Origin of the sequence: Adhaeretor mobilis (assembly GCF_007741515.1) — a bacterium.
Lineage (GTDB): Bacteria > Planctomycetota > Planctomycetia > Pirellulales > Lacipirellulaceae > Adhaeretor > Adhaeretor mobilis.
Map to the genome: position 1 here is coordinate 634,909 of NZ_CP036263.1, position 26,102 is coordinate 661,010.

The following is a 26,102-nucleotide window of genomic DNA, read 5'->3' on the forward strand; positions in this document are numbered from 1 at the left end:
GAAAGAAACTTGGCGCTCTTGGCGTCCTTGGCGGTTCAATCTAGAGGTTCTCAGTCGGGGGTTTCGTCATGAATGTACTAGCAATTGCAATCGGCGGTGCTTTGGGTGCCGTTTGCCGTCACGGCGTGAACGTCGCCTGCAAGGCATGGCTGGGGGTGAACTTTGCCTACGGCACGCTTGCGGTGAACGTCCTAGGCTGTTTCCTGCTAGGGCTGCTTATCCCGCTAAGCGGTACGACTCCAAGCAATGCCCGCTGGAGTCCTGCGATGCACTCGGCCCTCACAATCGGCTTCCTAGGAGCACTGACAACGTTCAGTACCTTCGGGTTCGAGACCGCCAGCCACATGGAAAACGCTCAGCACCATCTGGCGGCTACCAACGTGGCACTGAACTTAGTGCTCGGCGTGGCCGCGGTATTCGCCGGATTAATATTGGGACGGCACTTTGGCTGATGAAATCCAACCATTACGCCGTGGTGCTTGCACCGAGCTCTCGTCAAGGAAATTTCTATGTCAAATCGGGATCAGAGGTTCGTAGCAGCTCATCGAGGCGGCCCACTCTCGGCGGAACAACACTCCCTGATGGCGGCTTGGGCAGCCGACTGCGCAGAACATGTGTTGCCTCTGTTTGAGAACCACTCTTCCGACGATCGTCCTCTAAAAGCCATCGTCGCAGCACGAGCCTGGGCCGCGGGTGAAATCTCCGTCGGTGCTGCTCGGGAAGCAGCGTTTACTTCCCACGCTGCTGCGCGAGAAGCGCTCGACAAGCCTGCCATTGCTGTCGCCCGCGCTGCTGGGCACGCCGCTGCCACCGCTCACATGGCGGATCACTCCCTAAGCGCCGCCTGTTATGTGTGGAAGGCGATCGACTTGGCTCAAGGAACAACGCTGGAGGAAATAGAGTGGCAGTTGCGGCAGCTCCCCGCAGAAATTTGCTCTCTGATTCAATCGGGCCTGGAACAGAAATACCCAAAGGCGTTCCGCTCTGGGTCCAAAATTAAGTAGGCGGCACCCAGCAAGCTCGATGTGGCATCCGAGTCGTTACTGTCGATCATTCGGCTCACCCGCGGGTGCATCGGAAGGATCGATGAACGTTTCTCCCCGCTCGCCGCGAATGAAATTGCGTGAATCGCTCCTTGGCAAGTCGCCCGGCAGGCTCATCGCTGCTGCGACTTTTCTCGCGTATCCCCGCGGACTCGAAGGATCGAAGACCACATCAAACGGATTGAAGTTGCGTCGCGTCAGTGCCCAAAAGAGTTCTCTGTCCTGCTCAAGTCGGACTGCCGCCATTTCCTGCCGTTCTTGCTGTGCGTTCGCCAATTCGGCAGCCACGCTGAGATGATACTCGGCGTTCTCCGCAGCGTGCCGTTGTGCTTCCAGTTTGCTGAGGGATCGCTCGACCGCCATCTCCCGTGCCTGATCTTCGAGTTCCTGCGCGCGGGAGAGCTTGCTTTGCCGTGCCTCGTAGCGTTGGAGCCAGTCCTGCATATCCTCAGATGGTAACTGAGAGACTCGTGAAAGAAATTGCTTGCCCTCAACCTCAGTAGTGCGTGCAGAAAGCCGGCAAAACTCGAGCACCCCTTTGCGTGCTGCAATCATCTCGGAGCTATTCCAAATCTCTAGCCGTTTCTCGCGATCACTTGTGGAATTACTCTCTTCTTGGCTTGCACTTGGAGGCTTGGGAGGTGGCGTGGTACGCGGAGCCTTGTCTTCCGCCTTTGTGCTCTTCGACCGCTCAGCTGATTTGTGAGGTGAAACGGATGGTGCCCGGGGAGCCTTCAAAGGCGGTATCCGCGAATACGCGACTTGGTCTGGAGGTAGTCCGCACGCTTGCTGTCCAGAGGTAAGCGGCAAGGCGACAAATATCAGGCATAGTAGGAAGCGAGCCATAGTGCTTCCATTCTATCACTTTAGCGATTCGAAGGCGAATCTCGACAATCAGCAACTTTGCATTTCTCCTGCTTACGGCCAGAGAGCAATCGGAGGAAACCAAAGGGGGCCGCCTAAACGCAATTCGGCGGCTCGCAAGTGTGAGCATCTGTGGTATCCGACTTTGGTTCGTTTAACGACCAGAGAAGGGTAACGACTGCAAGGAATACAAGTGAGTAAACTACTAGAAACCCAGGTGCCAGCCAGTTGGCCATTTGGCCAAATTCATAGGGTGCTAGTGTCCTCATGAGCAAAACGGAGCCTGCTAGATCGAGCGCAAGCCCCAGCAACAGAACTACTCCACCAGTTACGGCCCAGGAATATGGGATGCGTTCAGGCCCCGCGATTCGACTCTTTGATTTTAGCAAGGCGAACACAAGAAAAACCGCCCAACCGATTACTGACATGACCAACGTCGCAGAAGTAACCGCCGTGGTTCCCAAACCAGTCATTCCGACGACTGCTGATACAAATTTTGCAAGCGCTTCGATCCATACGACTCCGATGTTATAAAGTAAGCAGCCGCAGAGCATCCACAGGACTCGTTTGCGCCACACGTTCATTCCATGAACCTTGGAGAACTCTTTGCCCAGTTCCGATGGATGACCAAGTCGATGCGTGGCGACCAGAAAGGCCTCGTGCTCGCTGAGTTCGTGCTTGCCAAGAGTTGTCACTAGGTCGCGCAGATGCGATTCTAGCTCAATGGCATCATCGGCGCGAACAGAGTCAATACGGCTGAGCGTTTCTTTCCACTGGGCGATTGAAGTTTCTAAGTTGAACACGGTTTAGGTCCCCATAACGAAGTAAGGGTATCATGAACGGCAAGCCATTGTTGCCGCTCCCTATCGATAGCACGTGTACCCGAAGCACTCAGGCGATAATACTTGCGTTTCCTGCCGTTATCGCCCACCTTCCACGAAGCAAGGATCAGCTTCTCCTCTTCCATGCGATGTAGCACAGGATAAAGCATGCCTTCGGACCATTCCAAGTTGCCTCCTGATTGTTCGCGAACGTGCTGAATAATCGCGTAGCCATAGCTCTCGCCTTTTGACAATACCGCTAATACTAAGGGCTTGGTCGAAGCCGCCGTAAGCTCTTTGGTAATCATGAAATCACTCCGGTTCCTTCCCCCGATCATTTTCTTAGTGATACCTAGCACTGTAATGTATCATGCCTTGCAGTGCTAGGTATGTCAACATAGTCGGGATGCCATACTGCTGATGTGAGGTGGACAGGGTGGGCCGATGCCCGCCTGCTACGCTCGATTTCATTCCCCGATACGCGAGTTTTCTCGACTTCTGTTAAGAAATGAGACTAAGGACCCGCTATTCTCCCCGCGAAATCAGCCACCCGATCCGCTAAAATGTAAGTGCCCCGGGGTGTAGCGGGTTTTGTGTGAGCATTCACGTCTCAAGTAGCGACATACTTTGGCGAAGCAAAAGTCCGAGCCAGATCATTTACTCAAAAAACCTAAACTGTTTGGTCACATGAGTCTGCGATGGATTGCATGTGCGGGGCGGACTGACTTTTGCTCCTGAGAACACGCATTCCGAGCAAAAAGCGATAGTCCTTGCGGCTCGTCTAGCGGCCACATCACTTTACTAGTCCATCCCTTATTCCAATAGTCCAACGAGAGTGTTCCTATGAGTGATCGAATCATTATGCGTACCGGCGAATGCCTTGTAGCTGGAGGGCCTCCGTTTACTGCGGCTGAGCCTGAGGTTGTGATTGGCGAACTCGACGGGCCTGTCGGTACCGCAATTGCCACGCTCACCGGCGATCAGGCCGCGGGGCACTCTAAGGTGTTTGCGATCCTCAATACCGATATACAAGTCCGCCCGGTGACGCTCATGGTGAGTAAGGTTACCGTGAAGAGCAGCGCGTACACAAACATCCTGATGGGCACGGTGCAAGCGGCCATCGCCAATGGAGTGCTCGATGCAGTTCGCGCGGGTGATCTTCCCAAAGAAAAAGCCAACGATCTGGGCATCATTTGTTCTGTGTGGTTGAACCCCGGTGTGGCGACCGACGAGAACCTTGACCACAAAGCGCTCTTCGAGATCCATCGCAAGGCGATGGCCAGTGCCATCCACAAAGCCATGAACAACGAGCCTTCCATCGATTGGTTGCTCGAAAACCAGGAAAAGATTACCCACAAGTACTATCAGCGCGGGCTCGATGGAGAGCTGTGATTTGGCTTGTTGTACTACTTTGCCCAGTAAAGGAGACCACGATGAAACGGTGCATTATTCTGTTGTTGCTGGTGGGTGTCTGTTTGGTTGCTCCGGGTATCGCTCACGCCGATGAGAACGCGGAACTCACAATGCGCGTGGCGGCATTGGAAGAGAAAATAGCTTCGCTCGAAAAAGTACTCAGGCCGTTTATCGCTAAGGCAGAGGCAGAGCAGCGGGTAAATGCGCAACGGCTGAACGCTCGCAAACGCATGCGACAGGATGCGGGAAAATACTCAGCAGACGAGCTGCGCGAGATCGAATCGCTCTATCAAGTAGCTAATAAAGAGTGGCGCACGCCCAAAGCGAAACTGAGCTTGCAGCAACTGGTCGAGAAGTACGACAAAGCGAACCGCACGGGTTGTGCTCTGCTGTACCTCGGGCAAATGTCAAAGGGCAAAGACCGCGTGGAGTATCTCACCAAGGCCGCCGAGAAGTTTGGCGATTGCTATTACGGCGATGGAGTACAGGTTGGCGCGTACGCACGCTTACTACTGGGACAGACTTACTTGCAGGAGGGGGAGAAGAAGCAAGCGGCGGCACTGTTTGAGGAGTTGCGTAAGAATTACCCACAGGCGATTGATCATCGCGGGAATCATTTGGTCGCCCAGCTGGAGAATTGACTTTACAAGAAAAAGGAGCCCGCACTTGGTGTGCGGGCCCTTTCGATTGGCGACGTTCAAAAGTGCGCGGCTAATCCGCAAGCGGCTACTGGATGTCGATCCGCTTTGGTTGCACTTCGGGGATCTTCGCGATCGTAACGCTAAGGACCCCATCAGTGAACTTGGCTTCGATCGAGTCCGCATCGACCGAATCAGGCAGCGTGACGCTGCGTTCGACTTTGCCGTATACGCGTTCCTCGACGAGGCCCGCTCGTTCACCCTCGAACGCTTTGCGTTCAGCAGCGATCTTGAGTTCGCCTTTATCAAAGGTGATCTCAACATCCTCGCGCGAAACGCCAGGGAGATCGACTTCGACATGAAATGAATTATCCGCTTCCCAGAAACTGGCGGGCGCGATCGGCGAGCGACCGGACTGGCTGGCCGCTTTGACGCCCGCATAGGTGGGACCGAAGAACTGGCCCAACAGCGCATCGACATCGTTCCAATTGTTGGGGAGGAACTCACGAACCCGGTTATTACTCACTGTTTTACTCATAGCTTTTCTCCTTGAAGAACCTGCTGTTACGAATTGACCCACATCAAACCGCCGGGCCTAAATGCCTAGCTAGCGGGATTACCGTTGTGCTGGAGATAATTGCAAGCAGCGTACCAAAATCGATGAGAGCCAGTTGAATGGACCTAAGTGAATGTTATCAAACAACTTGCAGCTGCAAAGAAGGGCATTGGTTTTTGCGAAGTGGCCATAATGGCAGCCGCCATCTTGGCAAGGGGCTTCGTGGGCGACATGACGGGGTGCCATTTTGGCACCAGGAATGAGTTTCCAGCTAATCGGGAGGGAGCTGCGTGCAGAGACGCTAAGGACTCAGCGATTGGAATGCGTGTGTGAGATGGTAGACGGGAACGAGCCGTACGAGGCCCAGTCTACGTTCTGCGTGGAATCTATAGAGTTGCAGAACCGGAAGTATCAGTTCTGAACCACGTAGGAGCCCGTAAAGGTGACGAAAGGGCCCTCATCGTCGGCGATTTCGACTGACACATCGAGCTTCGATCGGTCTTTGCTCCGCATGAGATCGAAGAAGTAATCTGAGGCATCCTTGTTAATCGGAAGCCCTGTGGCCACGAATTGAGACTCAATCACAGGGCGACGGTAGCGGATTGTGCTGCGGCGAATCACGATGTTGCCGTCGAGGCCGGCCTGTTTGAGCAGCATGAAGACGGTGCCCCAGCCGGTGATTGTGCAAAGGGCACTCAAGCTGCCGGCAAACGCAGAGTATTGATGGTTGCGATTAGGCTCCAATGGCATGCTCATCGAGAGCCGGCCATCTTCCCAGCCATCTACGCGTAGCTCCATGGCCGAGCAAATAGGCATGTGCTTGGCCAGGGTGGCTTGTAAGTCGAGGAGCAGGGCGTCGTCATCCATCGGGCGTCTCAAAAGCATAGGGCAGACGGCCACAGCTTGGGCGTCCTAGGAAGCACTATTTTAACTAATGAGTACGAAACGAACTACCCAGACGCGATGCAGAGATTCCAAATGCGGCATTCTCCATTCCCCTTTGTAAAGTCCTTGGCTAGAGGCCCCAGATGAGAAGCATCGCGTAGTCGAAGTTATTCGGATCGCTCCCATTGGGTGTGCTGTCGTAGCGATCGACGATGGAGAACTTCAAGCTGACGTTCTCAGGCTTGTCGAGATCGATCTCCCAACCGGCATCGGTAACGACGCGATAGCGCGAGAAGTCTTCCGCCTCCGGATAGTACTCGACGGTAGCCACCAGTCGCTGCGTCTTAGTAATGCGGTGCTCGTAGTCGAGTCCGAACAACACATTGCGTGCCCAATCATTATCGGGTCCGCCAAATTCTCGCGTCGAACCAGCACCAAAGCGGCCGAGCAAGTCGAGCGTTTCCGTATCAAAGATCTGATAGCCTACACCACCGGTCAGCGAAAGTTGTAGGTCAAACGCCTGGAATTCATCATAGATAACGTTATTCAAGAAGAAGAGCGTCCAGCGCGAGTCGCCCAGAACGCGATCAAGCCGCACGTCGAGCTTCGCATCGTTCTGGGTTTCGATGCTGTTGGCGACGTTTTTGTTGTATTGAAGATCAGAGTCGAACTTCCAACGTTTCGTCTTACGCTTCAAGTGGCCACCAGCACGCATGCTAAGGACATCGTTGTTGCCCTGGCTGCCGTTGAGCCCAAGCTCGACATGGCCTTCCCAGGGATTAGGCCCGAGCCAGTATCCCAGTTGATACCAATGCGGTGTGGGCGTGATGACCAAGTCCATGGGGGTGGGCGTGGTCACAGCGGTGGGATCAATCGAAGGTGGTGCAGGGACTGTTTCGATGACCACTGGCCCAGAGGCGGACGTGGGTGGGGCCATGACTGCCGGTCCGGCGGTTTGTGGCGTAACCTGTTCGGTAGGCGAGCCGTACAGGTAGTCTTCGTAGCGATTTTCGATCTCTGTTTCTGAATCGGGCGGTGCAGTAGGTAGAGTCAGTTCCGGCGTTTGGTAGGCTGGCCCGCCAGCACTTGGAGGAGGCAGGACGCCTGGACCATCTCCGGTTTGGGCATGCACAGAGCTAGCCAGTAGGAAACCAGCTAAGAGGAGATGTGAGCAGGCGATTCGTGCAGAGGTGTTCATCAATCCGAGGTCTTTTTCTTTTCAGTCGCTAGAAGCGGGCGCGCACAGGCAGCCACCTCTCCTAGAGGGCAAGCTGAGGTAATCAGGCTTGCGTTAATAGCAAAGCTTGAACGAGGCTAGCAAGGGGACTTAACGCGTACGCCTTGCTAGCACCAGAAGCCAACGGGACCCTCCGCGCATAAAAAAACCGAAAGCTGGCAGCCTTTGCAGGCGACCAGCTCTCGGGCGATTTTCGTCTTTGCTAATGGCAACCAGAGGTTGCCGTTAGTTAATTCGCTCAGTTGCAGCCACAAGGAGCTGGGGCAGCAGCGCCACAGCCTGCACAGCCATTGCTGGCAGGAACAGCAACTTGCTGCTCTTGAGCAACCATCTTGCAGACCTGAACTTCAACCTGCTTTTGGACCTGAACTGGTACACTAACCGTGTAAGTTTGGGTCTTCTCTTCAGGCACGCAGTCGTAGGTCGTTACCTCGTAGGATTGTTCGCTCTGCTGAGGAACCATCACTGTGTAAGGTACTTCCTTAGTCTTGGTGTCGCAAACCGTACGAGTGACCGTGTAGTCTTCCGACTTCTCTTCGGTCGTGTAACGAGTTACGTTAACCATGCGAGTCTTCTGCACTGGTACACAAACTGTGTAAGGCACTTCGCGTGTTCGTTGCTCCTGGGTCATGCGAGTGACCTGGTAGTCTTGCGAACGTTGCTCGGTGTCGTACTTGGTCACGTTAACCATACGGGTCTTCGTCTCAGGTACCATCTTATTGACGGTGTAAGTCCGTTGACGCGTTTCCGCCTTATAGCTGGTCTGGTTGACCATACGAGTGCGAGTCTCAGCCACCATGCGACAAGTGGTTACCGTACGTTGACGGGTTTCCTGCTTGTAAGTGGTGCGATTGACATTGCGAGTACGCGTCTCTTGCTTGTAGCTCGTTACGTTATAAGTGTAAGGAACTTGCTCAGAGGTGCGTTGGTAAGTCGTGACAGGTACTTCGCGTGTTGTCACGGAAGGAACCCAAACGCGTTTGCATACCGTACGAGTTGCGGGAGCACCGCAACCACAGCCATCAGATGCAACGGCACCGCCGTCGCAACCGCATGAAGAACCACAACCACCGCACGAACCACATGCGTTATCACAACCACCGCAAGCTGGAACTTCCGTGGTTTGCGTTTGCCAGCTGCCCGAGTTACACGTTACGGTGCGAGTGGACTGAACTGGAACGCAGCGAGTGACGGTACGATGAGCAGTACGCTGCTCAGTGACTGGCACGCATACGGTGTATTCCTGAGCAACTTGCTCAGTGACAGGTACGCTAACAGTGTAGTTGACGACCTGCTCTTCTTGCTTAGGAACCATTACCGTGTAGCTCTGCTCGACTTGAGTCGTGACAGGAACTTGAACTGTGTAGTCCTGAGTTTTGGTCTCAGGTACGCAGTTCATCACGGTGTAAGACTGCTCAACCTGCTCGGTGCGAGGAACGCACACGTTGTAGGTACGAGTCTTGGTTTCGGTAACCGGTACGCAAACGTTGTAGGTTTCCGTGCGACTACGCTGTTCACGCTCCATGACCGTGTAGGTTTGTTCAACCTGCTCGGTGTGAGGAACTTGAACCGTCCAAGTGCGCGTCTTAGTCTCAGAGACCTGACGTGGCTCCTGGTAGGTTACGGTACGAGTGCGCTGCTCGGGTACCATGGTGGTAACCGTGCGAGTGCGAGTCTCAGTCTTAGGAACGCGCTTGTAGACGGTATAAGTCCGCGTGCGTTGCTCCTGCTGATACTCCGTTGAGGTAACCGTACGCATCTCGGTAGTGGTCGTGGGCACCATAACAGTGCGAGTCTGCATGACTGTGCCACAAGCGGCACCACCATTAGCGACACCCGCGCTGTAACCAGCGGCGATTGCTACGCCACCACATCCGCCGGCGGCACCGCCACAAGCAGAGACGCTACCACCACAGCCGCAAGCAGCAGCAGGTGCAGCAGCTGCGCAACCGCAGCTCGATACGGGTGCAGAACATTCGTCACAGCTCGGGGCTGGGCAGCAAGATGCTGGTGCACAGCATTCGCTCTTCTTACATTTTTTCTTAAACAAGCCGGCATCGGCCTGTTCGGCCACGCTAGAAACCAGCAAACCTAATGCTGGTAACAAGCATATAACACAACGTAACATGGGGTGCCCTCCAAAGAAGCAAAGTAATAAATGAGCGAAATGCGCTCGCTTTAACGGTAAAGAACAATGCCTTACCTAGACAATGTACGCAATTTAGGTACTTCAAGATTCTAGTTCAGACTCGTCCATGTGCAAGGATTTTTCCGTCGAAATCACTGAATGTTCCGCACTTTTTTTAATCATCGACTAAAGTCCGACCTTGTTACCCATAGTCGGGGGGAGAGCGGCTATATCATCAGCCACCGATGCACTTGGGTCACGAGTTGCCTGCTCTGCTCCTCGTGGGATAAACGAATTCTGAATCTGGGCTATCGAAGATAATGCCAAAACATTGCAGAAATAGGGTCTCGGGGAAGGATGTCCCGAAAAGTCGCCTCGGGTAGCTGGCGACTTCTGGAGCATGCAGGCTCGCTAGGCGAACCGTTCCACGCCGTATCCGTGGCTCTCTCTAGCACAACCTTTGCGGCGAAAGACCGCAAGATTTTGCAGCTTTCCCGCAGTTTGAGTCGGGTCCAAAGAAGCCAAGCATAGAAGCCGGGCAAACAAATCAACCAGGCCAACTGGCCGGCGTGGCAATCTCTAGCGGCAAAGCTGCGTTACAAAATGTCGAGCAGTTCCAGCTCGAAGATCAGCGTCGAGTGAGGCGGGATCACTTCGCCGAAGCCTTGCTCACCGTAGGCAATGTCCGCGGGAATGAACAGACGCCAGCGATCGCCCGGTTTCATCATCTGCAGCGCTTCCACCCACCCGGAGATGACACCCGGTCGCCCGTCCGGTCTGGTGAGCGCGAACTCGGCGGGGGGGCCTCCTGCGGAGCTATCGAAGACCGAGCCGTCGATGAGCGAACCCTGGTAGTGTACTTTCACCGTGTCAGTCGCTTTGGGAGATGAGCCCTTGCCGCTCTCCAAGACTTGATACTGCAGTCCCGACTTTGTGACTTCAATTCCATTGGCTTTGCCGTTCTCTGCGAGAAACGCCTGGTTGCGCTTCTTCAATACTTCCATGCGTTCCCTGGCAAGGCGTTGCATGGCGACACCACACATCTCACGAGAGTAACGCGGTTCGGCTCGCTTTAATCCATCTTTCAGTCCGGCAACTAGACTTTCGACATCAAGTTCGATCTGATCGTTGCCAAAGCTTGCACCGATGTCCAAGCCTATAGCGTAACTATAGTGGCGCGCATCAGTTTCCGGCGGGCGTGAGGCGGGTGAGCGGCTGGGTAGCTCCTCTTCTTGGGCGGCGCTCCAGGGAGAGGTCGCTACGACGGTACAAGTTGCAAGTAATAGGAAGAGGGCTACGAGGCGAGAACTAGTCATAATAGGTGGGTCCTGATTGGTGGGATTTGTGCAACGCGACAGGCATTCGATGGAAGCTTTGTCATATCGAGGGTATCTCGAATTGCGGTGGGCATCTATTTATAAGCCCGGCGAAGAGCTTCGACAAACGGCAAAGCATCGGCAAAGAAATGAGGAAGCGACAAGAGCCTTAGCTCGAACTGGCGGATCGCAGGCCAATCCCAAAGCCAATGACTGCTAGCATACCAGCCTGCATCATACGAATGCCAAGCGTGTCTTGTTGGTAAAGAGCCTCCTGCAGCTCGCCCTCGATCTTTGCGAAGCGATCCAGGGTGATCTGGTCTGCCGATCCGTGGTCATGCTCATGAGCCTTGGAGCCATGACCGTCATTTGTGTGGTCGTGCTCGCCCGCGGTGTTTGCTAAGCCATGCATGGCTCGAGAAGCGGCCTCGAATTCTTCAGCCTGCTGCTCTGTCCACACGTCAATTGGCTTTGCGGAGAGATGCCAAGCCAGTCCTCCAAGAAAAATCGCACCACCAAGGAATAGGCCGGCCCAGCAGATACCCTCCCCCAGCGAGAGGTTCCAGGCAGGCCGAGTTGCTTTCTTTGATTCGGACAAGCCGAACCGTGCCATGCTGCGAGATCGATTGGGGGCGCTCACGGTAGCTCATCCTCAATCGAGATTTGCAGTGCCAGCGTGTGTGGGTCGACGTCGTTGCTCACGTACCTCACACTGCCATCAAGAAATGCCGCGCTGACCCCACCAATATGCAACGATCTGGGCGAGGCAGACATATAGCCAAAATGCTTGGTGCAAGGCATGCGATCAATTTGTTCGCCGATTTTATCGGGGCATTCGTAAAGGACATCGACCGTCGAAGAATTTGGAGTTTGAAATCCAGAATTCTGACTGAGCAACGGATAGTAGGGCTTGGCGGTGGTTCCCTCTTTAACCGGGTAGTTGATCGGGTGGGCGTCCAACGAAAGTAAGGTGGCGCCGGACCAGGGCAAGGCCCAGGCGCCGCGTTGATCGCCTGCGTGGTCGCGCGTGCGAACCTCAGAGAGAGCCAAAGTGTTGGACAGGCCATCGACAACTTGATTAAATTTCACTCCCAGTACATGGATGGCCCCGGGGTTGTAGCGGTCGTCGATATGGAATGGGCTGGCATAGCCTGCGTAGTTTGCCTTGCCAAACAATTCTCCCTCTTCCGCTTCGTTGTCACCGGTATCGCCTTCTTTAGATGCGAGGCTGAAGAAACGGCCTCGAGCATCGTCGCTCGGGCAAAGCAAGCTCGCGGGTTGAATGCTTTGTGGGTCGCCCGGATTGTTGCCGACAAAACGTTTCAAGCCGAATTGTTGATAGAGCGTAGACTGTTCGATATAGGGCAACAGCAGGACCATCCAGCTTTGGTTGGTTCCCGATTGCATGTCCATGACGTAGTGCGAGGTTCCCGACTTGTACGTACTCTCATGTTCGAACTCAGCGAACTTGCCGGCAGGGGGTAACTTGCCGCGATTGGATTCGTAATTCGTCAGCCCGAGAGCCAGTTGCTTGAGATTATTCTGGCACTGAATCCGCCGCCCTGCTTCGCGTGCCTGCTGTACAGCCGGCATGAGGAGCGATATGAGCGTTCCAATAATCGCAATGACGACCAGCAATTCCACGAGCGTGAACCCTGCAGGTTTGCCCGAGGAACGTGGCCGCAGCACGCGCCGCTTCGGCGCGTGTACTGTGAGCAACGTCAAGAGCGAGATCCTGTGCATCGAGTTCCGCAGTTCAATCATCCGTAGTTCAACTAGTAATGCGTTGGGTAGCGTAGGAGTCTCACGCGTTTTCAAGTTCGGTGGTACGTCCGACGTCGCGCAGCAAAGCACAACAGGCTTAATGAGAGTAGCCCCAGGGTACCCGGCTCAGGCACGGGTGCAAGGAAGGCAGCGAACTGACTTTGTGTTACGCTATTCAATCCGCCATAACCCGCGTTCAGGGCCGCTAGGTCGTCGGCGTCGACATCGCCGTCGCCATCGGCGTCGCCGTCGGCATGGGTCGCGTTCACAAATATGCCAAAGCCGCGTTGAATCGCCAGGAAATCGAGGCCATCGACGGCACCGTTCCCATCGAAATCGGCATTCACTAGGTCCGCCAAAGTTTCCGTGCGCCAGGCAATGCCGTAGTCGGTGCTAAGCGAAGTGTCTCCAATAACTTTCAGGGTGTAGTCTCCTGCGGCCAAATCTTGCAGATAGATATGCTCCACATTGTCGACCGTACTATTACTCATGCTTAGCACGCCACTGTGATCCATGATCATCGCCCCGGCATCATCCCGCAGCTCTAGGTTCAAATCGGCGAGTGTTGGGGCCGTGCCGGAAATGTTGGTGGTGGAACCGGGAGTGTTCCAAGCGAGAACAATTGACAGCTCTTGTGCTGTGATCCCGGAATCGATAGTGAATTTGTAGAAGCGTTCTTCACCACCGTCAATATTCTCGTAATCCCAGCCGTGAGCACCGGCGTCGATGGCGTTCGGCTCGCTAAGTCCCGCATCGAACTGCCCACCCGCTTGGATGAGATAGCTGTTGAATATATTCAACTCGCCGGCACCGTAGTTGGTGTCGAGCGGCTGGGTGCTTGTGTGCGACCAGTCAAAGGTGAATCTCGAGGCTTCCTTGGTAGCGCCGGCCATGAGAATTGCTTTGATGGGTTCCGAGCGATCAGCATCGGTGCCTGCAACCACTCCTCGCAAGAGGGTTGCTGCGGAGCTGACGGTTGCCGTCGCAGCGCTTGCGGTCCCGGTATCGACTACAAGATCGGGTCGAACGCGACCAGGCCCGTAGGAATTGCTGCCGGCAGATTCCGTGAGACCAGGGCTGTGGTTCCCGTCACTACGACCAACCGCGATGGCGTTGTAGCTATAGGAGAGCAAGTAAGGGAGATTTTCCCCAGTGCCGTTGTTTAAGCCAACCGCGGCAGTAAAGTCGTCGCGTTCTATTTGATAATCAAAATGAGCGAGCGTTCGCTCGTTGGACGAATGAGGTAGATCGAAACCACTCGGCGGATTTCCACTTGCTGCATAGGAAGCGACCCAGCTAAAGTTCTGGACTTTGGCGAGCGGACCACTATTGCCATTAGGGCCTACGTTCAGATCGAAGGGCTCGCCGTTAGGGAGCAAGTCAGCTAGCCACTCGTCGGTGGTGTAAATGGAAACATCTTTCGCGCCGGTAGCGAAGCTGAAGGTTTGGTTGTTGCCGTAGAACCGGCGCCCCATACTCAGCGCGTGGTTGGAGGTGCTGGTGCTTTGTCCTGCTTTGGCATCGTAGAAAGTGATGTCCGAAAACTCAGAGTTAGTAGGATCGGGGTATGCAGGTTCGATGTGAGCTACCGGTACGCCTGCGCCGTCGGGTAGGTCGTCGCCGAGCAGATCGATGAGCTTTTGGAAGTCTGCCGATGCGGTCGCGTTGTCCAACGCGAATGTTGCGACTGGGAAGCATAGCCCCAACAGGCAACTCACCAGGGCGAGATGCCGATGCCAACAACGTCGAAAACCGGCCCTGCTTGATAGCGGGCGGCTGCTGATAGTGGTCGCTTGATAGATACGAGTGCCTCTCACGACCTTCACTCGCCACAAAGGGTCTCCCCACTCGGTGAGCGTCGGTCGTAGATTCGATGTAGTTGTTCTCTGCTAGCAGTCGCTAACTCCTTAGGGGCAGCGACTGTTCCTAGAGTATTATCCCACGATATGCACTGTGCAGCAAGCAACTTGCGCCAAACCGAGGCAAACCTTTTCGCCCGAATGCGACCTGTTTCACCGCCAAAATGCGGATATCCGTGTCAACTGGCAGTTCCGCAACCTTACGCAACCTGGCTATCTGCTGGGAAACGTCGGAGCTTGACGTTGAACGTCGCTCCTCGGAAGCCTAGACTGGCGGGTTTGACCATCGCCATCTGAAAGAGCTTTCGCAGCAGGACACCTCCAGTGAGCCCTGCTATCGAAGACTCTCGCCATTAAACAGGCCCTATAGCCCAACAATGGCCGCTAGCACCCCACCTACCGACTCAGGCTTCCTAGCAGTTACCGGCTAGCATTCCGAGATCCACTAACCGTCGGCCTGACAACCTGGGCCGAGCCAACACGATGTCTTCCTACAATCTGACGCATCTCAAACAACTCGAAGCTGAGAGCATTCACATCATTCGCGAAGTTGCCGCGGAGTTCGACAACCCGGTCATGCTCTATTCCGTGGGCAAGGACTCCTCGGTGATGGTCCGCTTGGCTGAGAAGGCATTCTACCCAGCGAAGCCCCCCTTCCCGTTAATGCATGTCGATACGACGTGGAAGTTCAAGGAGATGATCGCCTTCCGCGAGAATCTCATCCGCAAAGAACTCGGCTGGGACCTGTTGGTAGAAATTAACGAGGAAGGTGTGAAAGAGAAAGTCGGCCCGTTCACGCACGGTAGCGATGTGCATACGGAAATCATGAAGACCGACTCGCTCAAGCAAGCGCTCAACAAACATCAGTTCGATGCGGCGTTCGGCGGTGCTCGACGTGACGAGGAGAAATCTCGAGCCAAGGAGCGTGTGTATTCCTTCCGTGACAAGAATCACACTTGGGACCCCAAGAACCAACGCCCCGAGCTGTGGAACTTGTACAACGGTAGGGTCCACAAGGGCGAGAGTATCCGCGTGTTCCCGCTTTCCAATTGGACGGAGCTCGATGTATGGCAGTACATCCACTTAGAGAATATCCCGATCGTGCCGCTCTACTTTGCCGCCAAGCGTCCTGTAGTTGACTACGAAGGCGCCCTGGTGATGGTTGACGACGATCGTATGCCCAAAGAGCTTGCTGACACGGCAAAAGAAAAGCTGGTTCGCTTCCGCACCCTTGGCTGCTACCCGCTAACCGGTGCCGTCGAAAGCAGCGCAACGACGTTGCCTGAGATCATCCAAGAAATGCTACTGGCTACCACGAGTGAACGCCAAGGACGAGTTATCGACCATGATCAATCTGGCAGCATGGAAGAGAAGAAACGTAAGGGATACTTCTAGGAACAAAACCCCAGGTCTCTCGCAAAGGCGCGAAGATTCAAAGCAAGATCACACCCATTCTCCTTAGCGCCTTTGCGTCTTTGCGAGAAAATTCAAAGTCATAGTCACATGAGCCATCAATCCGAACTTATCGCCACCGACATCGACGCTTATCTCAAGCAGCATGAGAATAAGGAGATGCTTCGCTTTCTCACCTGCGGCAGCGTGGATGATGGCAAAAGCACGCTCATTGGGCGGCTGTTGTACGATTCCAAGATGATCTACGAAGATCAGCTTGCCGCCATCGAGAAAGACTCCGCCACAGTCGGCACTACCGGTGGCGGGTTCGACCCCGCACTGTTGACCGATGGACTGAAGGCGGAGCGTGAGCAGGGCATCACTATCGACGTGGCCTACCGTTACTTCTCCACAGCCAAGCGCAAGTTCATTATCGCGGACACGCCTGGGCACGAGCAGTACACCCGCAACATGGCCACGGGGGCCAGTACCTGCGATTTGGCGATCATCCTGATCGACGCCCGGCACGGCGTGATGACGCAAACTCGCCGGCACTCGTTCATCGTCTCCCTGCTGGGCATTAAGCATGTGATCATAGCGGTCAATAAGATGGATCTTGTTGATTACGCCGAAGAGGCTTACGACCAGATTAAGAAGGACTACACGGAGTTCTCCAGTTCGCTCGATGGCATGGGCGATCTGCACTTCATCCCGATCTCAGCACTCGACGGCGACAACGTGGTTGATAAGAGTGAGAAGATGTCGTGGTACGATGGCTCTACGATGATGCACATGCTGGAGAATGTGCATATTGCTTCCGATCGCAACTTGATCGACTTCCGTTTTCCAGTGCAGTACGTGAATCGTCCTCACCTCGATTTCCGCGGCTTCTGCGGCACGATAGCCTCAGGACGCATCCACAAAGGCGACGAGGTGATGGTGTTGCCTTCTCGAAAGACCAGCCGTGTGAAGGAGATCGTTACCTACGATGGCAACATCGAGGAAGCCTTCACGCCGCAGTCGATCACGCTAACACTCCAAGATGAGATCGATTGCAGTCGCGGCGACATGCTCGTGCGACCCAATAATGTGCCCAATAGTACCGATTCATTCGACGCAACGATTGTTTGGATGAGCGAAAACGCGCTCACGCCAGGCAAGCAGTTCTTGTTCAAGCAGACCACGCGCCAGGCGACTGGTAGTATTAGTAAGCTGCGTTACCGCATCGATGTGAACACGTTGCATCGTAACGATGCCGACAAACTGGACCTGAACGAGATCGGTCGCTGCGAAGTTCGACTTAATCAAGCGATTGCACTTGATGGCTACAAACGTAACAAGGGCACCGGCGCGTTCATCGTGATCGATCGTGTGACAAACGTAACGGTCGGTGCCGGTATGATTCTCGACCGCAGCTCGTCTGATAAAACCGACCACTGGGACGAGGAAGCGGATTCGCACCTCACTGGCACCGTCAGTGAAGTAACGCCCACCGAACGAGCTGGTCGCTACGGCCAACAACCGGCCACCGTACTGTTTACGGGGCTTGCTGGCAGCGGCAAGACGACCCTCGTGCAGGCGCTGGAACGCAAACTGTTCGACCAGGGCCGTGCCGTGTGTGCGCTCGACGGCCAAAACATGCGGCGCGGCATCAGCCGCGACCTGGGCTTCACAGCCAACGACCGCAGCGAGAACCTGCGTCGTAGTGCGGAAGTCGCCAAAGTGGTGAACGATGCGGGCTTGATTTGCCTGGGAGCTTTTATCGCCCCCAGTGAAGACGTCCGCCAGAAAGCGGCTGACGTCGTGGGTCGCGATAAATTTCTAGTCGTCCATTGCGACGCCCCCATCGAAGTCTGCCGCCAGCGCGACACGGAAGGCCACTACAAGGCAGCCGACGAAGGAGATATCGCTAACATGCCGGGCGTCACGAGCAAGTACGAAGCACCGACCGCGCCAGACTTGGTTCTGAAGACAGCGGAGCAAGATGTCGAGGCGTGCGTTGTAGCGGTGCTGGAGTTGCTGGAGAAGCGGAGCGTGGTGGGGTAATTAATACGTATTGCAATTCTTACTAGCCCGCGAGCTACGCCTCGCCGGGAGTTTCAGCAGGAGCACCAATCATGGAAGACACCGCCAATCCCCCACGCCGTCCCAAATTTTTTTCGCTTCAGTCTGCTCGCCCTGCTCTTCTTGATCAGCTGCGTCGCAGGGTATCTCTCCGGTTATCGCTGGGGCGTTGATGAGAAGACTGAGGACCTGCGTGCCAGCACAGTTACCATCGAAACCTAGAACGTGGCTGATCTAGTCGTGCTTCCTGTTCCCGAGGGCGAGAAGCCAGACTCGCCAGATTTCGATTCGCTGATCGATCTTGTCACCTCTACTGTGGAACACGATTCGTGGATGGAAAATGGCGTCGGGGGGATGAACGAAATTCGACCTTTCCCAACCAACTTCTCTTTGGTCGTGTCAGCATCAGGCCGAGTTCACGACGAGTTGAGGGGCCTGCTGCAAACGCTGCGGGACGTGATGTACAAGCTGCCGGAAAAATATTTAGCTTCGTTCCGTGAAGCCGTCGCTAGAAAGCGAAGCTCCCCAACAATCATCACATGGAACCCTATCGTCGGTCCAAAAGAGCACCAACGCATCGAGAATCACTTTCGGTCGGCTGTTCGAGAATTGACTAACTCCTACGGCGAGCCCAATGCTATCACGAAAGCTGGGGAAGCAGATTTTCCGAAGTGGGCAACGGCACAACAGATTGCTGTCTGGAACCGGTCTGGAGGCAAGCTCTATTTCGCTCTCCAAGACGCTCGACCCACGGGAGAAGCATTAATTGCGGGTTGGTGGGAAGATTCATTCGGGCGGATGAAGCCGGTTGAGTTTAGCACCGAGCAAGTGGGGTTTCGTACTGGTAATACGGAGAAGGCCGAGCAAGAGTAGCCCTTCACCCCAGCAACGCCACAAACCGCGACTGCTCGAAATTCCGATCTACGGTGAGGGATTTACTTGTTCCGCTCAATATAAGCCTCAGCCTTTTTCTGGTATTTCTCCGATCGTAACCCGGCAGTCTTCGCTTCCTTGAGTGCCGCGTCGATGCCCAGACCGTCGTCAACCGCGCGGTGTGCCATCCACAATGCCCCGACGCGGTCGGCACCGCCGCAGTGGAGGAGCACGGGTTGCTGATCTTTGTCCTTGAGCACTGCTCGTGCCTTGTCGAAGACCTCGTCGGTAAGTTCGTCTTCCCCCCGGAACGGTATGCTGACAAACGTCATACCCGCGGCTTCGACGGCAGCCTTCTCATCCCAGGAGATCTCGCCTTCAGTGCGCAGGGTGACGATCGTCCTGATTCCTTTCTCTTTCAGCTTTGCGATGTCCTTTTCGCTCGGCTGGCCCGCCATGTAAACTTGGCCCACTACGTGGGCTGGTCGTGCAGCACCTAAGTCCGTTGGCTCTAGTTTTTCTATTTCGTTCCGCTTGCTCTGCTCTTGCTGGTTTGCATCAGGCTGTCTTGCCTTGGATTGGGGAGCTTCTTCGACGGCTTTGGCACCGCAACCGGTTTGCGAGGCAACTGACAGGGTTAAACACATCAGGGTTAGTAAGCGAAACATAGGTGAGTCCTTCGCGGAGGGTCACGGGCGGCTACAATTGGATAGTGCATTCTAGCAAGTTAAGCAAACCTCTGCCTGCCCCTCAAAGCATACCTATCGCGTAACTCATTCAATATGGATCGCATCGGCATCTCGTTCTACTCGCCGCGCTCGCCGGATCAAGTGCGCGAGTGGCTAGTACGTCCTTTACGTAAGGCTTTGGAGGATGCGCGCGGCGGAATCTTCAGCAATTACTTGCATCAAGATCAAGAAGGTGCGGATCAAGCGGCTGAACACCTGCTCGTGTTCGAAGTGAACGACTTCGAGGGAAGTCTAAGAGTGTTGCGCACCGAGCTCGAGAAGCTCGATGCACCGCGTGAGGTGCTGTTTCACAATTTGAACCCAAGTGACTTGCCGTACTAGCTTCAATACAAGCACGACGCGCAAGCGAGTGAATATTCCAAGCATCCACTCGCTTGCGCGTCGTGCTTGTACTATTGGCTTAAATACCTAGATATACCACATCGGTGCGCTGGGCAAACAAGCACGCTCGACGAGGTCGGCGAGCGTAGTCGACGCCAGTCGCTCGCGCAACGTTTGTTGCAACTCGCAACAAAGCTCGAGCACGACTGGCGCTAGTGGCGACTCCGCGGCGGCGCATGCCTCGGGCGTGTCGAGCGGCTCGAACAGTTCGACCAATTCCGCCAAGCTCAGCTCCTGTGGTGCGGTCCGCAGCTGATAGCCGCCGTTGGCTCCGCGGGTGCTGCTAACCAGTCCGGCACGCTTCAGCTCGTGCATAATCTGCACGAGAAACGTTTGAGGAATGCCGTGCTGCTCGGCAATTCGACACGCACGGACAGGCTGGCCGCTGTCGTACTCGCGAGTGAGCTGCATCAGGGCGAGGCAAGCGTATTGAGTTTTGGAGGAAAGCATGGGGGAAATAGTTTTCAGTGGGCAGTGGGCAGTCTCGAAATCGAGCTCTTTGGAGAGGCGGCGCGGTTTATGGTCGGCGAAGCAAGAGAAGATCGCTTCTCAATTGAGGCAGCTAACGTGACTGCCCACTGCCCACTCCAAACTGGTGCCTAAATACCGCTACCATCCTGTTCAGCGATCGAGTGCAGCCCGCACTCGACTTTCCCGGTGCCGCTCCAGCGGCCGGCGCGCTCATCGGTTTCGCCTTCAGAAACGGCTCGCGTGCAGGGCCAGCAGCCGACGCTGGTGTAGCCCTGGTCGAACAGTGGATTGTAGGGCACGTCGTTCTTGGCGATGTGATTCCACACGTCCTTGTTTGTCCAATTGGCGAGCGGGCTGATTTTCACGAGCTCGAACTTCTTGTCCCAGCCGACGATCGGGGCTTGAGCGCGGTCCGCGCTTTGGTCGCGACGGATGCCGCTCATCCAGGCGTGCTTGCCAGCGGCGCCGCGATGCAGGAGCTTGATCTTGCGATCAAAGCAGCACTGGTTGGGGTTGGTCTTGTAGAGTGGCCCGCCGTGCAACGCTTCGTACTCTGGTACCGAAAGTTCTGGCTTGAGCAAGTCGACCTCAATGCCGTACTTGTCGGCGATGCGGTCTCGCGTGTCGAGCGTTTGCTGAAACTGGTAGCCCGTGTCGAGATTAAAGACGTAAGTCTGCGGTGCAATGTCAGCAAGCAGCGAGAGGATTGTGCAGCCCTCCAGCCCGAAAGCGGTGGCCATAGTAAGCTTGTCGCCAAAACGCTCGACGGCCCAGGTGATGATCTCCGACGGAGCGGCGGTTTCCAGGCGCTGGCTCACCTCTGCCAGTTCGGCTAGCAGCTCCGGCGTGGCGGTTAGTTGCTTGCCAGCTCCGGTCTGCTCTGCGTCCTCTGGTCGGGCAATTTTCAATTGCGGGGCGTCTGTAGTGGGCATTGTCGTTTCTGGCATCGTGACGGTCTCACTTCGCTTGCTTTTAAGCTGTCTAGCAGAATTCATAGCTCAATCCTATGCAACTTGACCAAGATAGTCAACATTATGGCTCGATTATCATTGAGATCGGCAGAATCAGCATAAAACTCCAGGGAGAAAGCCTGGAAATAGCCCGTGAGCTAGGGAGATTTGCTTTGAATGCAACTAGCTCTAGCTCTTGTAGATTTTGTGCTGGGGTCGTCCTGAGAGGATTTGCTCTTTGCCCCAATTGGTGACTGCTCGGAAGGAGTCGCTCTGGATGAACGCTGTGAAGGCTTCCTGGTCGCTCCATTCGCTGGTGATCAGGTAGCTCGCTCCATCGGCCGTGTCTTTCCACAACGTCGACGAGTCGTGCCCGTCGGCAGCGTTGAGGGCGTCGATCACGCCGGCAAACTTGTCCTCAAAATCCTGCTGCTTGCCTTCGATAACGTGATAATTCATTCCGACAGTGATCATGGGGTACTCCGGTAACTTTCTTTTGTTGAATCGACTTGTGTTGGTTCAGTGGTTAGCCTGATTCTAACCGGTCCTGGGCAGCAACGTCTAAGGGGCAAATGAGTCGTTGGGAGGGTTTTCCGAGGCGTCCACGGGCTTGAATGTATCGTTCTGGAAGCACTCCTCCGCACGGCGAGGTGGGTTTGCTAAACTTGGCAGCGAACCACATTTCCAACAATATCGAGCCAACACGCCAGAGCCAGTTCGTGAACGATACTAACTCTCCAGCAAGTGAATCCCCTGAACCCCATCGCAGCGATGTGCGAGTCTCCGAGGATTGGCTGGCCATTTGGTGTGCGGGCATCCTGCTGATCATTTCGCTGGCAGCCGTCTGGTTGAGCGTACCAGACGAGTTTACTGCCCGCAGCACCGCCGGCGAAGAAGTTTCACTCACCAGCCCGCTCAAGGGTTGGCTCGGCAAGCCAGGCAAGTGGACTGAAAGTCCGGTCGATGCCTTCTACCGCCCTGCGACGGAAACCCTACCGGCAACCAACACGCTCTGGGGAATCGGCGGAGTGTTTGTGGTGATCGCCGTTCTATTCGCCGTCGCTACGCGAATTCACGGCGCGTCGGCTGGGGCGTTTCTCAAGGCGTTTCCGCTGGTATTCCTCTTGGCGACGCTCGCTTACACGATGGCCGGTCAAACGGTCGTGAAGGCTTACAACCTGGAGTACGCGTTGTGGGCACTACTGGTAGGACTGGTAATTAGCAACACCATCGGCACGCCGACTTGGCTGAAACCGGCGGTGCTCACGGAGTTCTACATCAAGACGGGCCTCGTGCTATTGGGGGCGGAAGTGCTGATGTCGCGATTGATGGCCCTGGGGGTGCCCGGCATCTTCGTCGCCTGGGTCGTCACGCCGATTGTGCTTGTCACCACCTACATCTTCGGCCAGAAGGTTTTGAAGATCCCTTCTAAGTCGCTCAACATGGTGATCTCCGCGGACATGTCGGTGTGCGGTGTGTCGGCAGCCATCGCCACTGCCGCCGCATGCAAAGCGAAGAAGGAAGAGCTCTCGCTGGCGATCGGCCTCTCGCTCTCGTTTACCGTCGTGATGATGATCATCATGCCCGCGGTGATCAAAGCCACTGGCATGAGCGAAATCCTGGGGGGTGCGTGGCTGGGTGGAACAATTGATTCGACTGGTGCCGTCGCGGCGGCAGGCGCGACACTCGGCGATCGGGCGTTGGAAGTTGCCGCGACTGTGAAGATGATTCAGAACATTCTCATCGGTGTCACCGCTTTTTGCGTGGCTATTTATTGGGTCACGTTCGTTGAGCGCGATCCTACCGGGCAACGCCCGGGCATTTCTGAAGTCTGGCATCGCTTCCCAAAGTTCGTGCTCGGCTTCATCGGTGCTTCGATTCTCTTCTCGCTACTTCATGCAAATCTTGCCGGCGGGCCAGAGATTGTCGATGCGATGATCAGCGGTTCAACGAAAACCCTCCGCGGCTGGTTCTTCTGCCTAGCGTTCGTGAGCATCGGCTTGGGCACGAACTTCCAAGCACTGATGCCGTACTTTCGAGGTGGAAAGCCATTGATGCTCTATGCGTTCGGACAAACGCTGAATCTTACACTTACGCTGCTGATGGCTTGGTTGATGTTTGAAGTGGTCTTCCGCGAAACTGTTCAAGGGGTGATGCCATGAGCAAGAATGCTGCCGGCGTCGTACGACTTGCTGCCGCGAGCCTAGTGCTCGGCTTAATCTGGTGTGTTGCATTGCCGCAATTCGCCGCGACACCACGCATGCACGCACGTATTGAGTGGCTCGAAGAGCGAGGCATCGATCCCAGCGCGATGTACTACACGGAGTTGGAAGCGATGCGACCGATCTTGCGCCGACTTGAAGGGCACGGAACTGGGGTATGTTCGAGGGACTGAAATTCGACGGCGACAGTGGAAGTTACACAGCTAGGAGATTGCTCTCCTTAGGCGATTTCGTTTTTCGGTCGGCTATCCATTGGCGCCCCTTCATCGCATTTCTTGCAGTCGAGTTTGTGACCTAGCATCAGAGCACGTCCCTCGCTGGTCGTCACCCAGTCGCGAACCGTCCAAGGAGGGGCGTGGCGTACATGCTGATTGTGCCCGCAAGCCAGCTGTGCGACCCAGTGTTCCTCGTCGTCAGTGTGATACCCGGTGATTGAGTGTTTCATGAGTCTATGATGAAGTCACTTCACACAGCGGCACGATTGGATTTGTCGACTCCAACAACTGGCGGATCGTCACGGCCGCAAAGGCGGCTTCGGTGGCGGCGTAGGCGCGGTCGAGTTCGGCATGCAGTGGGCATAGCGAGGAGTGCGACTTGAGTCCTAACGGGCAAGCGTTGATTCGCTCCAACGGCGCAACGGCATTGATGACATCCAGAATCGTCACCTCGTCGGTCGCGTGAGCCAGCAGGTACCCACCGCCTGGGCCACTGCGCGAAGTGACCAACCCCATCGACGCCAAGTCCTGCAGGACGCGAGTCAAATAGCGACGCGGCACCTTCGTCTTTTCCGCTAGCACGTCAGCCGACGTGGATGCTTCCGGTTCGACCGCCAGGCAGGTCACTGCCCGTAATGCGTATTCGGCTGTCTTGGAAATCATTACTTATCCTGAAAAGCGATACCGCAGAAAAGACTTGTCACGGAAGCAATAAAATGGCTTACGTGCAATCTGCACCTTGACGTGCAGATTGCTAATCAGTAACTTCGATATCTATACCTTTGGGTGTTCAATTGTAGTTTATTCCCCTGCTCTCCCGTTGGCAACCTAGCCGACAGTCGCAGGCAGTACCCTCCAGATCGCAGGCCAGGAACCGAAATGCTCAGCGAGAATACAATCGAGATTGTCAAGGAAATCACTCCTGCCGTAGCCGCCAATGCGGAAACCATCACCCGGCGATTTTACGAGCGCATGTTCGATGGCAACCCGGAGGTGAAAGTCTTCTTCAATCAAGCCCATCAACATACCGGTGGCCAGCAGAAAGCACTTGCGGGAGCAATCTGCGCATATTTCACCCATATCGACAACCCTACTGTATTGATGCCCGCCGTCGAGCTGATCGCTCAGAAGCATTGCTCGTTGGGGATCAAGGCCGAACACTACCCAATCGTCGGCAAACATCTTCTCGACGCGATCAAAGACGTCATGGGAGAGGGGGCTACTGAGGAGATCATCAGTGCCGTGGCCGAAGCCTATGGGTTTCTTGCAGACCTTTTCATCGGGCGCGAGGGTGCGATCTACGAAGAGCAAGAATCAACACCTGGTGGCTGGAATGGTTATCGCGCATTTGTGGTTGATCGCAAGGTGCCGGAAAGCGATGTGGTGACTTCGTTCTATCTGAAGCCTGAAGATGAAGGGCCGTTGCCCCCCTTTAAGCCGGGACAGTATATCACCCTTCGTGTCGATCACCCTCACACGCCCACTTCGCCACGCAATTACAGCCTGTCCGATCGAATCGGTGAGCAGCACTACCGGATTAGTGTCAAACGCGAAGAAGCGATGATGGCCGATGCGCCAGAGGGTCTGATTTCCAGTCATTTGCACGACACGATCGAGGTAGGGCATCGCCTTCAGGTCGGTCCACCCTGCGGTGAGTTCACCGTCAATCCCGAGACGGCTACTGGTAAGCCGATCGTGCTGCTCGCCGGTGGCATTGGCATCACACCGCTTATGTCGATGGCCAAGTCGATCATTCACTCCAATCCCGAAGCTCCGATTTACTTCGTTCAGGCAGCGCGCAACAGCAAGACGCATGCCTTTGCTGAGGAACTTCGCACGCTTGCCCAAGCAGGTACCAATGTGCAGACGCGTGTGCTGTACGACGCACCACTCGACGGCGATTTGGAAACGGGCAAGTGCGACGCAACCGGCTTTGTGAGTACGGCGTTTCTCCGCGACTGGACGCCGTACGACGAAGCAGACTTCTACTTCTGCGGTCCACGGCCGTTCATGAGCAGCGTCCATGCGAGCCTCGAGGAACTGGGTGTCGACGAACAGCGTATCCGCTACGAGTTCTTCGGCCCGCGACAAGAATTGGAGGCAGCACCGGCGCTCGCTTAGGCAGGATATCCAAGCCTGATTGGGCTGGAGAACTTCAGAGTCTCAATTCCTGTGATTTCGATTGGGCCTCAGTGTTGGCCGGGCCTCAGCGTCATGCGCAAATGACGAGCATTTGCCGGGAGAATCTGGTATCTATGAAA

Annotated in this window: 28 protein-coding genes; 11 read left to right on the forward strand and 17 right to left on the reverse strand. The window is 55.3% G+C overall.

Annotation, left to right across the window (positions count from 1 at the left end; translation table 11 throughout):
• Nucleotides 1-68: 68 nt before the first annotated feature.
• Entirely contained in the window at nucleotides 69-452 is a 384-nt protein-coding gene (locus HG15A2_RS02425; protein WP_145057482.1) for a fluoride efflux transporter FluC, read from the forward strand.
• Between the two features lie 57 nt (nucleotides 453-509).
• The gene (locus tag HG15A2_RS02430; protein ID WP_145057484.1) at nucleotides 510-1,004 is read left to right on the forward strand and encodes a putative immunity protein; all 495 of its coding nucleotides are present in this window, start codon (nucleotides 510-512) and stop codon (nucleotides 1,002-1,004) included.
• 36 nt (nucleotides 1,005-1,040) lie between these two features.
• Here HG15A2_RS02430 and HG15A2_RS02435 read toward each other — a convergent pair whose 3' ends face one another.
• From HG15A2_RS02435 to HG15A2_RS02445, 3 genes are all read right to left on the reverse strand, one after another.
• Nucleotides 1,041-1,889, reverse strand: coding sequence for a hypothetical protein (locus HG15A2_RS02435; protein WP_145057486.1), 849 nt, complete (start codon nucleotides 1,887-1,889; stop codon nucleotides 1,041-1,043).
• A 113-nt stretch (nucleotides 1,890-2,002) separates the two neighbouring features.
• Complete coding sequence (locus HG15A2_RS02440; protein WP_145057488.1) at nucleotides 2,003-2,710, reverse strand: hypothetical protein; 708 nt, start codon at nucleotides 2,708-2,710, stop codon at nucleotides 2,003-2,005.
• Nucleotides 2,698-3,036, reverse strand: coding sequence for a PadR family transcriptional regulator (locus HG15A2_RS02445; protein WP_145057490.1), 339 nt, complete (start codon nucleotides 3,034-3,036; stop codon nucleotides 2,698-2,700). Before HG15A2_RS02445 ends, HG15A2_RS02440 begins: the two co-directional genes overlap by 13 nt.
• Nucleotides 3,037-3,571: 535 nt before the next feature.
• On the opposite strand from HG15A2_RS02445, the gene HG15A2_RS02450 reads away from it, so the two are divergent.
• Both HG15A2_RS02450 and HG15A2_RS02455 read left to right on the forward strand, forming a co-directional pair.
• Nucleotides 3,572-4,120, forward strand: a complete 549-nt coding sequence (locus HG15A2_RS02450) for a formaldehyde-activating enzyme (RefSeq protein WP_145057492.1) — start codon at nucleotides 3,572-3,574, stop codon at nucleotides 4,118-4,120.
• Nucleotides 4,121-4,161: 41 nt separating this feature from the next.
• Complete coding sequence (locus tag HG15A2_RS02455) at nucleotides 4,162-4,782, forward strand: tetratricopeptide repeat protein (protein WP_145057494.1); 621 nt, start codon at nucleotides 4,162-4,164, stop codon at nucleotides 4,780-4,782.
• An 85-nt stretch (nucleotides 4,783-4,867) separates the two neighbouring features.
• Here the strand turns inward: HG15A2_RS02455 and HG15A2_RS02460 are convergent, their stop codons facing one another.
• The 8 genes from HG15A2_RS02460 to HG15A2_RS02495 form a co-directional block, all read right to left on the reverse strand.
• The gene (locus HG15A2_RS02460; protein ID WP_145057496.1) at nucleotides 4,868-5,317 is read right to left on the reverse strand and encodes an Hsp20/alpha crystallin family protein; all 450 of its coding nucleotides are present in this window, start codon (nucleotides 5,315-5,317) and stop codon (nucleotides 4,868-4,870) included.
• A gap of 429 nt (nucleotides 5,318-5,746) precedes the next feature.
• Nucleotides 5,747-6,202 carry a YiiD C-terminal domain-containing protein gene (locus HG15A2_RS02465; RefSeq protein WP_218932281.1) on the reverse strand — a complete coding sequence of 152 codons (456 nt, stop codon included), beginning with the start codon at nucleotides 6,200-6,202 and terminating at the stop codon, nucleotides 5,747-5,749.
• Between the two features lie 148 nt (nucleotides 6,203-6,350).
• On the reverse strand, nucleotides 6,351-7,418 hold the full coding sequence (locus HG15A2_RS02470) for a DUF481 domain-containing protein (RefSeq protein WP_145057500.1): 1,068 nt from the start codon (nucleotides 7,416-7,418) through the stop codon (nucleotides 6,351-6,353).
• Between the two features lie 277 nt (nucleotides 7,419-7,695).
• Nucleotides 7,696-9,585: a hypothetical protein gene (locus HG15A2_RS02475; protein ID WP_246117859.1), complete on the reverse strand. Its 1,890-nt coding sequence runs from the start codon at nucleotides 9,583-9,585 to the stop codon at nucleotides 7,696-7,698.
• 596 nt (nucleotides 9,586-10,181) lie between these two features.
• The gene (locus tag HG15A2_RS02480) at nucleotides 10,182-10,901 is read right to left on the reverse strand and encodes an FKBP-type peptidyl-prolyl cis-trans isomerase (RefSeq protein WP_145057502.1); all 720 of its coding nucleotides are present in this window, start codon (nucleotides 10,899-10,901) and stop codon (nucleotides 10,182-10,184) included.
• Nucleotides 10,902-11,070: 169 nt separating this feature from the next.
• Nucleotides 11,071-11,541 carry a hypothetical protein gene (locus tag HG15A2_RS02485; protein ID WP_145057504.1) on the reverse strand — a complete coding sequence of 157 codons (471 nt, stop codon included), beginning with the start codon at nucleotides 11,539-11,541 and terminating at the stop codon, nucleotides 11,071-11,073.
• The gene (locus HG15A2_RS02490) at nucleotides 11,538-12,626 is read right to left on the reverse strand and encodes a DUF1559 domain-containing protein (RefSeq protein ID WP_218932282.1); all 1,089 of its coding nucleotides are present in this window, start codon (nucleotides 12,624-12,626) and stop codon (nucleotides 11,538-11,540) included. Before HG15A2_RS02490 ends, HG15A2_RS02485 begins: the two co-directional genes overlap by 4 nt.
• Nucleotides 12,627-12,715: 89 nt before the next feature.
• Nucleotides 12,716-14,338 (reverse strand): PEP-CTERM sorting domain-containing protein, encoded by a 1,623-nt coding sequence (locus tag HG15A2_RS02495; RefSeq protein WP_145057508.1) that lies wholly within the window; start codon nucleotides 14,336-14,338, stop codon nucleotides 12,716-12,718.
• 651 nt (nucleotides 14,339-14,989) lie between these two features.
• Here HG15A2_RS02495 and cysD point away from each other — a divergent pair.
• The 3 genes from cysD to HG15A2_RS02510 all read left to right on the forward strand — a co-directional run bounded on the left by cysD (nucleotide 14,990) and on the right by HG15A2_RS02510 (nucleotide 18,853).
• Nucleotides 14,990-15,919 carry a sulfate adenylyltransferase subunit CysD gene (gene cysD / locus HG15A2_RS02500; RefSeq protein ID WP_261342164.1) on the forward strand — a complete coding sequence of 310 codons (930 nt, stop codon included), beginning with the start codon at nucleotides 14,990-14,992 and terminating at the stop codon, nucleotides 15,917-15,919.
• 108 nt (nucleotides 15,920-16,027) lie between these two features.
• On the forward strand, nucleotides 16,028-17,962 hold the full coding sequence (gene cysN / locus HG15A2_RS02505; RefSeq protein ID WP_145057512.1) for a sulfate adenylyltransferase subunit CysN: 1,935 nt from the start codon (nucleotides 16,028-16,030) through the stop codon (nucleotides 17,960-17,962).
• 243 nt (nucleotides 17,963-18,205) lie between these two features.
• Nucleotides 18,206-18,853, forward strand: a complete 648-nt coding sequence (locus tag HG15A2_RS02510) for a hypothetical protein (protein WP_145057515.1) — start codon at nucleotides 18,206-18,208, stop codon at nucleotides 18,851-18,853.
• Nucleotides 18,854-18,915: 62 nt separating this feature from the next.
• Here the strand turns inward: HG15A2_RS02510 and HG15A2_RS02515 are convergent, their stop codons facing one another.
• Nucleotides 18,916-19,521, reverse strand: coding sequence for a fused DSP-PTPase phosphatase/NAD kinase-like protein (locus HG15A2_RS02515; protein ID WP_145057517.1), 606 nt, complete (start codon nucleotides 19,519-19,521; stop codon nucleotides 18,916-18,918).
• Nucleotides 19,522-19,635: 114 nt separating this feature from the next.
• On the opposite strand from HG15A2_RS02515, the gene HG15A2_RS02520 reads away from it, so the two are divergent.
• Complete coding sequence (locus HG15A2_RS02520) at nucleotides 19,636-19,923, forward strand: hypothetical protein (RefSeq protein WP_145057519.1); 288 nt, start codon at nucleotides 19,636-19,638, stop codon at nucleotides 19,921-19,923.
• Nucleotides 19,924-20,010: 87 nt separating this feature from the next.
• Here the strand turns inward: HG15A2_RS02520 and HG15A2_RS02525 are convergent, their stop codons facing one another.
• The 3 genes from HG15A2_RS02525 to HG15A2_RS02535 form a co-directional block, all read right to left on the reverse strand.
• Entirely contained in the window at nucleotides 20,011-20,433 is a 423-nt protein-coding gene (locus HG15A2_RS02525; RefSeq protein WP_145057521.1) for an RrF2 family transcriptional regulator, read from the reverse strand.
• A 149-nt stretch (nucleotides 20,434-20,582) separates the two neighbouring features.
• The gene (locus tag HG15A2_RS02530; RefSeq protein ID WP_145057523.1) at nucleotides 20,583-21,449 is read right to left on the reverse strand and encodes a phosphoadenylyl-sulfate reductase; all 867 of its coding nucleotides are present in this window, start codon (nucleotides 21,447-21,449) and stop codon (nucleotides 20,583-20,585) included.
• A gap of 144 nt (nucleotides 21,450-21,593) precedes the next feature.
• Nucleotides 21,594-21,878 (reverse strand): antibiotic biosynthesis monooxygenase family protein, encoded by a 285-nt coding sequence (locus HG15A2_RS02535; RefSeq protein WP_145057525.1) that lies wholly within the window; start codon nucleotides 21,876-21,878, stop codon nucleotides 21,594-21,596.
• A 140-nt stretch (nucleotides 21,879-22,018) separates the two neighbouring features.
• Between HG15A2_RS02535 and HG15A2_RS02540 the strand changes: the two genes are divergently transcribed.
• Nucleotides 22,019-23,566 (forward strand): YeiH family protein, encoded by a 1,548-nt coding sequence (locus tag HG15A2_RS02540; protein ID WP_145057527.1) that lies wholly within the window; start codon nucleotides 22,019-22,021, stop codon nucleotides 23,564-23,566.
• Entirely contained in the window at nucleotides 23,563-23,799 is a 237-nt protein-coding gene (locus HG15A2_RS02545; RefSeq protein WP_145057529.1) for a hypothetical protein, read from the forward strand. The genes HG15A2_RS02540 and HG15A2_RS02545 overlap by 4 nt, the downstream gene beginning before the upstream one ends.
• A 47-nt stretch (nucleotides 23,800-23,846) precedes the next feature.
• Here HG15A2_RS02545 and HG15A2_RS02550 read toward each other — a convergent pair whose 3' ends face one another.
• Both HG15A2_RS02550 and HG15A2_RS02555 read right to left on the reverse strand, forming a co-directional pair.
• The gene (locus tag HG15A2_RS02550) at nucleotides 23,847-24,071 is read right to left on the reverse strand and encodes a DUF3565 domain-containing protein (RefSeq protein ID WP_145057531.1); all 225 of its coding nucleotides are present in this window, start codon (nucleotides 24,069-24,071) and stop codon (nucleotides 23,847-23,849) included.
• A 4-nt stretch (nucleotides 24,072-24,075) separates the two neighbouring features.
• Nucleotides 24,076-24,504 carry an RrF2 family transcriptional regulator gene (locus tag HG15A2_RS02555; protein ID WP_145057533.1) on the reverse strand — a complete coding sequence of 143 codons (429 nt, stop codon included), beginning with the start codon at nucleotides 24,502-24,504 and terminating at the stop codon, nucleotides 24,076-24,078.
• A gap of 216 nt (nucleotides 24,505-24,720) precedes the next feature.
• On the opposite strand from HG15A2_RS02555, the gene hmpA reads away from it, so the two are divergent.
• Entirely contained in the window at nucleotides 24,721-25,962 is a 1,242-nt protein-coding gene (hmpA, locus tag HG15A2_RS02560; protein ID WP_145057535.1) for an NO-inducible flavohemoprotein, read from the forward strand.
• The last annotated feature ends 140 nt before the right edge of the window (nucleotides 25,963-26,102 follow it).